7 protein-coding genes are annotated in these 8,111 nt (G+C 71.5%); 2 read left to right on the forward strand and 5 right to left on the reverse strand.

All coding sequences use genetic code 11. The features are described 5' to 3' along the window. Positions 1-296 precede the first annotated feature (296 nt). The 3 genes from ACFWP3_RS36140 to ACFWP3_RS36150 all read right to left on the reverse strand — a co-directional run bounded on the left by ACFWP3_RS36140 (position 297) and on the right by ACFWP3_RS36150 (position 4,047). On the reverse strand, positions 297-1,637 hold the full coding sequence (locus tag ACFWP3_RS36140; protein WP_384229783.1) for a DUF2254 domain-containing protein: 1,341 nt from the start codon (positions 1,635-1,637) through the stop codon (positions 297-299). A 309-nt stretch (positions 1,638-1,946) separates the two neighbouring features. After that, a complete protein-coding gene (locus ACFWP3_RS36145; RefSeq protein ID WP_384229785.1) occupies positions 1,947-3,149 on the reverse strand; it encodes a hypothetical protein in 1,203 nt (400 codons plus the stop codon). A 520-nt stretch (positions 3,150-3,669) separates the two neighbouring features. Continuing rightward, complete coding sequence (locus ACFWP3_RS36150) at positions 3,670-4,047, reverse strand: hypothetical protein (RefSeq protein ID WP_384229788.1); 378 nt, start codon at positions 4,045-4,047, stop codon at positions 3,670-3,672. A gap of 551 nt (positions 4,048-4,598) precedes the next feature. On the opposite strand from ACFWP3_RS36150, the gene ACFWP3_RS36155 reads away from it, so the two are divergent. Both ACFWP3_RS36155 and ACFWP3_RS36160 read left to right on the forward strand, forming a co-directional pair. Further along, positions 4,599-5,309 carry a hypothetical protein gene (locus ACFWP3_RS36155; RefSeq protein ID WP_384229791.1) on the forward strand — a complete coding sequence of 237 codons (711 nt, stop codon included), beginning with the start codon at positions 4,599-4,601 and terminating at the stop codon, positions 5,307-5,309. Further along, positions 5,306-6,619, forward strand: coding sequence for a sensor histidine kinase (locus ACFWP3_RS36160; RefSeq protein WP_384229793.1), 1,314 nt, complete (start codon positions 5,306-5,308; stop codon positions 6,617-6,619). Before ACFWP3_RS36155 ends, ACFWP3_RS36160 begins: the two co-directional genes overlap by 4 nt. Positions 6,620-6,973: 354 nt before the next feature. Here the strand turns inward: ACFWP3_RS36160 and ACFWP3_RS36165 are convergent, their stop codons facing one another. Together ACFWP3_RS36165 and ACFWP3_RS36170 are read right to left on the reverse strand one after the other, a co-directional pair. Continuing rightward, entirely contained in the window at positions 6,974-7,363 is a 390-nt protein-coding gene (locus ACFWP3_RS36165) for a molybdopterin-binding protein (RefSeq protein WP_384229796.1), read from the reverse strand. A 37-nt stretch (positions 7,364-7,400) separates the two neighbouring features. Beyond that, positions 7,401-8,111: sulfite exporter TauE/SafE family protein (locus ACFWP3_RS36170; RefSeq protein WP_384229798.1), on the reverse strand; the 711-nt coding region annotated here is incomplete at its 5' end.

The raw sequence follows: 8,111 nt of genomic DNA on the forward strand, positions 1-8,111 counted from the left end.
GCGTGCCGGCGTCCGGGGCCTGTTCGGGGGCGAGGGTGCGGGTGGGCCGACGGCTGAGATCGAGTGTCTCGTTCCTCTGGGTGCAGGCCACCGCGAACACGAGGACGAGGACGAGGATGCATGCGATCGGCGTTCGCGCTCTCATGCCGTCATTACAGCCGGGCCGGTGCCGTTCGGTGCGCTGGCCCGGCGTACGTGGTGCGGAGCGGCCACCGCCGGCGTACCGCTGGAAGCCCGGCGCAGCGGGTGGGTCATCCGGCAGGACCGGGGACCTCCCGGCCCTGCCGGCAGGCGTGTCAGCCAATGCCCTGGCGGTTGGGGATCAGGGCGAAGTCCTGGTCGCCGGGCAGGAGCAGGGTGCCTCTGACGGTCTCTTCCAGTAGCCGCTGGTGCCGGTGGAGGCACGGCAGGTGCTCGGCCGGGGCGTTGCGGGCGAGGTCGTCCAGGACCGCGGCCAGCCGTCGGGTGAGCTGCGGGGATCCCGCGCCGTAGAGGCGTATCTCCGTGAGGGCGAGGTCGACCAGTTCCGTCCAGGCGGGGACGGGTTCGATGAGCCGTATGGTGCCGTTGCGGTCGGTGTGCAGGAGGTCGCCGGAGGGCCTGCGGGCCGTGTCGGCGAGCAGGACGTGGATGTGGTCCAGTGCCTGGACGGCGGTGCTCGGGTCGTTGACGGCGGGCGACAGGGCGCGGGCGGCGATGTCCGCGAGTTGGCGCAGTCCGAAGGCCACGTCCTGCTTCATGGTGCGGTCGGCGCCGAAATCCAGGCACCGGAGCACCTGGCGGGGGCTGGGGACCACGCCGCCGCGGACTTCGGCCAGCGGGGTGCCGGGGGCCAGGAAGTCACCGATGCGCGGCAGCAGCCGCAACACGCAGTCGTGCCCGCGGGCCAGTTCGGCGAGCCTGGCGGCGTGTACCTCTTGGAGGACACCGGGTTTGCCCTGGTAGCCGATCGTCCGAACGGCCGTCACCGTGTCCCGCGTACGGGCCTCTGAAGCCGCGTCCGTCCGGAGGCCGGCGCGGTCGGCGATGACCTGGCGGCTTTCGCGGGAGACGTGGTCGATGACGCAGGTGACGCGCATGAGGCGGATGGTCGCGTTCACGTACAGGACGAACACCAGCAGGCTGGCGACGACCAGCCCCATGGAGAGCATGCCGCCGACGTACGGCACGATCGCCGGACCGCCGCCCGTACCTCCCGCGTACTCCTTCTGGACCCGCAGGGTGAACAGGAACGTGGCGAGGAACAGCGCGAACGTCGCCTTGGTGACCCGGCTCTGTACGTACAGCCGCAGGACCCGGGGCGAGAACTGCCCGGCCATCTGCAGGGCCACGAGGGTGATGGAGAAGACCACACCGATGAAGGTGAGCATCCCTGCGGCCATGGTCCCGGCGGCCGTCTTCACCGAGGCACCCAGGTCCTCGGCGGCGCGCAGGAACCAGATCTGGCTCAGTTCGACGTCGGCCAGCCGCTCGTCCAGCTCGAAGATGGCCGTGTCGGCGGCCAGCGCGCCAGTCGCCAGCAGCCATCCGCAGACCAGCCCGAGGGTCGGAGCGAACAGGAAGGAGTTGCGCAGCCTTTTGCGCAAGCGCGGCAGCGGGCTGCGCCCAAGGCGGGCGGGGGTGGTCTTGGCGGCCACGTGTCTGGCTCCTGGAGGTGATCGATGTGGTTTTCCGGTGGGCTCGGTGGGGAGGCCGGAGGACTCGGTGCAAGTACGACGTGGCGGCGTACCTGCCAATGCCGCGGCAGGTACGCCCGGTGGGGCCTGACCGGCCGGACCTGTCGGCCCGGCAGTTCTCGCAGGCCGCGTCGGCGGGGGTGACGGCCGTGTCCGTCGGGAGAACAGGCGGAGGGCCAGCAGCAGGGCACCCTGTGCGCGGGGGTGTCGGCTGCCGGCCCTCCGGTTCATGGGCGCGAGCGGGTCCGTCGGCGTCGCGTTGGCTGGTGGTCAGCTCGCGTCGACCGAGGCGGGGGTGTGGGTGGTGGTGCCCTTGTAGGCCTGGGTGACGGTGCCGTTCTTGCTGATGGTGATCTTCAGGCCGGAAGGAAGGGTGACGGTGGGCCGCTTCGTGGCGTGGATGCCGTCGAGAAAGGCGTCGTGGCTCGCGCTCCAGAGGGTGGCGCCCCAGACCTTGTCGGTGCCCTTCTCGACGAGTGCGGTGGTGCCGTCGCGGAGCTTCAGCTTGAGCTGGGCGTTGTCGGCGGGGCGGGACTTGCTCCAGTTCTGGGTGATGTTCCCGCCGGGGGTGAGGGTGACTTTGAGACCGGAGGCGAGGACCGCGGTCGGCTTGGTGCGGGAGTCGATGGCCGCCCGCTGGGTGTCCTTGCGGTCGTGGAGGGTCGCCTTGAAGGTGCCGTTGCCGTTCTTGGAGATCTTCGCGATGCCGCCGTCGCGCAGGTTCACGTACCGCTCCGCGGTGGTGGGCTTGGCGGTCTTCTCCTGCACGAGATGTCCGCCGTGGCGCAGGGTGACCTTCAGCCCGGACGGGAGGGTCTTGGAGACACCGGGGCGTTCGAGCGCGCCCTGCGGCTTGCCGCTCCGGTCGAAGAGGTCGGCGCGGGGCGTGCCGAGGATCCAGTTGATCTTCGCCGTGCCGCCGTCGCGGAGCTTGACGGTCCGGGGCTGGATCCGGTCCTGCGGCTGGTCCGGCTTGCCACCGGGCGCAGTGGGGGCGGAGGCGGAGACCCGGCCGGAGGGGGTGAGGGTGAAGGTGCGACCGTCCGCCTTGGCCGTGACGGTGGTGCGGGTGGCCTTGAGGGTGGTGGCCAGGCCACCGGTCTTGACGCGGTGGATCTCCGCCTCCCAGCCGGTCACCGTAGAGCCCTTCATGTTATTGTAGAGGTGGGCGACGTATCCGCCGGGAAGCTGCTTGGAACCGGCCTCCACACGCCGCACCTGCCCGCGGCCGGCGTTGTCGACGTCCGTTGTGCCGTCGGTGCCGCCGGGCCGCCAGTCGTTGCCGGTACCGCCGTTGTCGACGTCACCGGTGCCCGTTCCGCTGTCGAGCGGCGCGGGGAGGGTGGTCGCCGCGGGCGGGGTGGGGGGCTGGGCGGCTGCGGCGCCGATGGGCAGGCTGATGCCGCTCAGGACGGCGGCGGTGATGACAGCGGTGCGCAGGTTGCGGCGGCGGGCCTTGTGGGTCGCGCTCATGGGGGATACACCTCGTTGGTTATGCCGTGGGGGACGACCGCTGGGGGGCGGGGATGTGCGCTCTGGTGCGGTGTGGTTTCCACGTTACGGACGCAATATGTGGACAAACCATCGGCAAAGTAACGGTCAACGTCAGACTGTCCCTCGTTCGTGTGTCGGCCCTGGTGCCGGTCCCGACGAGTCCCGGGCAGGGCGCTGCGAAGGAAGGGCGGGCGGAGCGAGGTGTGCTCCGGGACGGGCAGCAATCCGCCCCGGGCCGAGGCATCGGCGCAGAACCGCAACCGTGGCTGGTGCGGCCCTGGTCGCGGAGTGGGGACAGTGGCGTTCGGGCTCCCTCGCGAAAGAGCGGAGCCGATCAAGCCGAAGAGCCGGTAGTCCGCCACCCCATGCGCGAGGGTTCGGGACTACCGGCTCTCCGGTTCAGGGAGGCGCGAACGTGCCGGCACAGCACCGAGTCAGGTGCACTTGTCGCGGCACCAGCCGCTCTTGCACGGGACCACGTGCGGTCGGGTCTGCCGGCTCAGACGTCTTCGCCGGCCGTGTGGCGTCGCGCCAGGGTGAAGCCAAGATGCGCGGCGGCTGCCGCGGCGGCGCCAGTACCGGCCAGGAGCAGCATCCTGCCGGTGGACCTGATGCCTTCGGCTCCGGCCCTGACGCCCCCCTCCGGTGTGCCATGAGGGCTGTCGGCGGAAGAGTCCCGGCTCATGCCGGCCGGGCTCGTGCAACCGGTGCTCGCCTGGAGCCTCGGGCTGCACACCGCGATCGTGGCCCCCGGGCCGGGCGGCAGGGACACGGCGGGCGAGCCGGCGGATGCAAGACCGGCCGAAGGGACGAGAGCGGCTACTGCGGCGACGGCGATCACCGCACCGCGGAACACACCGTTGCGGCCGGTCTTCATGCTTTTCCTCTCGTCCGAAGCGGCTCGGGCGCCGCCATTTTCACACTGGCAACCCGAAGGTAAAGGAACGGTATTGCGGGTTGCCGTAGAGAATGTAACGAGAGCACCCACCTCCTTACGGCGTGACGGTGACCAGCCGCTGCCCAGCCGCGCCGCGGCACAATCCGAAACGGCTCCGACCTGCTGTCGGGCTCCTGCACAAGCGGGCCCTGATGTCACTCGTCCACAACGCCTGCGATGGTCAAGGCACTCGGACGCGCACCGCCGGCCGGCAGACGAACGGTCCAGGTAGCAATCCCGTCGGAGAACGTGGGGGTGGCCGTTACACCGCCTACCGGGGCGTGCAACACCACCCCCGTACCTTCTTTCCGACACGCATCACAGCCGGGGAATCCCCCAAAAAAACGAATCACCGGAGTCGGACCGAACACGCACCCCCTCTGCGACGGCTCGCCGCGGCGAGCCGTCGAACAGAGCCGGCGAACAGAGTCGGGCGAACAGAGCCGTCGCCCGGACCGCGACGCCCGCAAGAATACGAAGGACGCCCGCGCATGCAGCCGACTCACGGCCCGCAGCCCCACCACGCCCGCCTGCTCCGCCTCGTCCTCACCATCGGCGGATCCCTCGCAGCCCTCTCCGGCTGCACCGGGGTACAAGGCGTCCACAGCGAAGGCCCGCACACCCCGGTGGCGGCGCCCCGGACCCTGTGGCCCGAGCACCGACCGCTGCCGCCGGACAACGCGCCGAGCCAGCGGGTCGCGGTGCCCGATGCGCCCCCGGTTCCCACCGGAGACCTCCGCGACGTCGACGCGCTGGCCGTCGTCAAGGCCGACTTCGCCGCGGCGGCCGGACAAGAGGGGGGCCGGGGGCGGCAGCAGGACCCGCGGGCCGCCGCGGCCCTGGCGGCCTGCACGAAAGGCGGCTGCCCGCTTCGCGAGCCCGTCTACCACGACCTCACACAGAGCGGTAAGCCCGAGTTGATCGTCGCTGTGGACATCGACGGCCGGCTGAGCGAACTGCGCGTCTACACCGTCGACAACGGCATCGTCACCCGCATACTCGCCCGCAAAGCAGTCATCGAAGGCGTGGAGCTGGTCGCCGGCCATCTCTCGGTCCGCGAACCGAGCTCCAACCCCGCCTACGTCAGCGTCTCCGACTACACCTGGGACGGCACCGCGATGAGCCTGTGGGAACTCACCCTCGACGAATGCCGTCCCAGCAAGGGCGCATGCGCACCCGCTTCCACCGAGGAGCCCCGATGAGCAGCCGGCCCCGTGCCGCCTGGGCACGAATCCGCGCTGGCGCCGGAGTCGCGCAGTCCCTGCCGTTCCGGCGGTCCCTCCTGGCCCGACGCTCCACGCTGCGCTGGAAGATCGCCGCGACCGTCACCGCGGTGTCCTGCGCCGCGGCCACCGTCCTCGGCGTGATCGTGCACAACGTTGTGGGCCGCCACGCGGTCGGCGAAGTCCGCCGCGACGCCGCCACCGCGCTGGACACCGCCCTGGCCAAGTACGCCTACGGCGGCTCCCTCAGCAACACCCGCATCGTCCTCGACCCGCCCGCACTCCCCGCCGAGCTCAAGGAATTGGTCCGCGACGGACAACGGGGCACGATGCCCGGCACCCACAAGGGCGAGCCCGCGATGTGGGCCGCCGCCAAGGCCGACGACCACATCGTGGCCGTGTCGACCCCCTACGACGACACGCTCTCCTACCTCGCCCACCTGGACACCGCCATCCTCGGCTCCGCGCTGCTCGCCGCCGGCACCGTCACCCTCGCCGGGATCTTCCTCGCCGGACGCATCAGCCGCCGCCTCGACGCCACGGCCGAGGTCGCCCGCCGCATCTCCGGCGGCGACCTCGACGCCCGCGTCGGCATGACCACACCGCACGGCCCCCACAACAGCGGGGACGAAGTCCTGGCAGTGGCCACCGCCCTGGACTCCATGGCCTCCTCCCTGCAAGACCGGATCCAGTCCGAGAAACGCTTCACCGCCGATGTCGCCCACGAACTGCGCACACCCCTGACCGGCTGCCTGGCAGCCTCCGGGCTACTCCCCGATGGCCGCCCCAAGGAAATGATCACCGACCGGCTCAAAGCCCTCCACCACCTGACCGAGGACCTGCTGGAGATCTCCCGCCTCGACGCGGGCAACGACCAGCCGGACCTCGCCCCGCACGCGCTCGGGTCCCTGGTCGAGCGAGCCCTCCGCTCCACCGGCCTCGAAGCCCACGTGAACATCGCCGCGGACACCGTCGTACAGACCGACCGGCGCAGACTCGACCGCGTACTGACCAACCTCCTGGTCAACGCACACCGCCACGGCCGGTCGCCCCTCGTGGTCACCGTGAACGGCCCGGTCGTCGAAGTCCGCGACCACGGCCCCGGTTACCCCGCCGAACTCCTCGACCACGGCCCTCAGCGATTCCGCACCAGCGCGCCCGAACGCGGCAAGGGCCACGGACTCGGCCTGACCATCGCCACCGGCCAAGCCCGCGCCCTCGGCATCGACCTGACCTTCGCCAACGCCCCCGAAACCGGCGGCGCCATCGCCACCCTGCGGCTGGCATAGACCGCCCCGTCCGGTCCGGCATGCCCCGCCGAGCCCGCCGCCCCACCGCCAAGGACCGCGGCCCCACCCGCGAGACCTGAACCACTACGCCCGAACTCCGCAGAACGGCCCGGCCAGGACCGGCACAGCCCCGCCGGGCCACTGCCCCGAAACGGGCTGTTGACCCCCGCAGCGAAACCGAAGGCTCGAGTTGAGGCCAAGGGGAAGGCGCGGCCGAAGGCCCCGGACCGCACCGACCGGCCCGGCCCGCACCGGATCGGGCGCCGGGGACATGGGAGAGCTGTGCCGCCAGGCCGTCCCGTCCCGGTGATCCCCTGAAGCGTGCTGTGGAGGGGGATGGGAGACAGGCGTAGGTCAGCCGACGTCGATGTGGACGCTGGTCGACTTGACCCGGGCGGTGGCCGCCACGCCGGACTCCAGCCCGAGTTCCTCGACGGCTTCGCGGGGCAGCAGGGAGACCACTCGGTGGGGGCCGGCCTGGATCTCGACCTGCGCGGCAACGTCCCCGAGAGTCACCCGGGTGACGATGCCCGGCATGGCATTGCGGGCCGAGGTCGTCGCCTGCGACTCCTCCGCGTTCTCCTGTGCGAGGTTCACACAGAACGCGGCCAGCGCCGGGCCCGGAATCAGGCGCCTACTGCCCTGCTTTGTCGAGGGAAACCGGCCGGCGTCCGCCCAGCGGCGGGCGGTATCGCTGCTTACGCCGAACAGCTCGGCGGCCTCGCTGACCGTGTAGTAGTGCACGCCCTCCACCCTAGACCGGGCAGGCAGAACACCCAGGTCACGTGAGGGTCTGGACGGCGTAGAGGGCGCCGATGCCGGCCGCCAGGATGCCGAGCAGCAGGCGCAGGAACGCCTCCGGGAGGCGGGGCCGGAGGCGGGCACCGAGGTAGCCGCCGATCAGCCCGCCCGCACCGCAGGCCAGACCCAGCCACCAGTCGGGCGCCACAGGCCCCTCACTCATCGTGGCCAGCACCGTGTACGCGACGGCACCGGCGACCGACGTGGTGAACGTCGCGGCGAGCGTCGCCGGCGCGATACGGGCCAACGACATGCCGCGCGCCGCTAGGACCGGGCCGAGGAGCGAGCCGCCGCCGATCCCGTACACACCGCCGATGACGCCGACAGTCAGGGCGAGGCCGCCGAGGGCCGCCGGGGACGGTTCTGCGGCTTTGGGATGCGGTCGTTGGCGGGAGGGGCGCAGGGTACGCCAGCACAGCCAGCTCCCCAGCGGCAGGAGGAGTGCGGCGACCAGGATGCGGAAGACGCCGGGGCCCGGGAGGGCGAAGACACGGATCGCGGCGCCGGTGATGACTCCGGGCAGGGTCCACAGCACCAGGCGCCGCGCCAGACCCCCGCGCGAAGCGCCGTCACGGCGGTAGCGCCACAGGGCCCCGGGCCCGGCGACCACGTTGAAGAGGAGGTTCGTCGGGGTGACGGCCGGGCTGGGCACGCCGAGCACGCTGATCTGGACCGGGAGGAGGAAGACCGC

The organism is Streptomyces sp. NPDC058525, from assembly GCF_042719495.1.
In the GTDB taxonomy this organism is placed as follows: domain Bacteria; phylum Actinomycetota; class Actinomycetes; order Streptomycetales; family Streptomycetaceae; genus Streptomyces.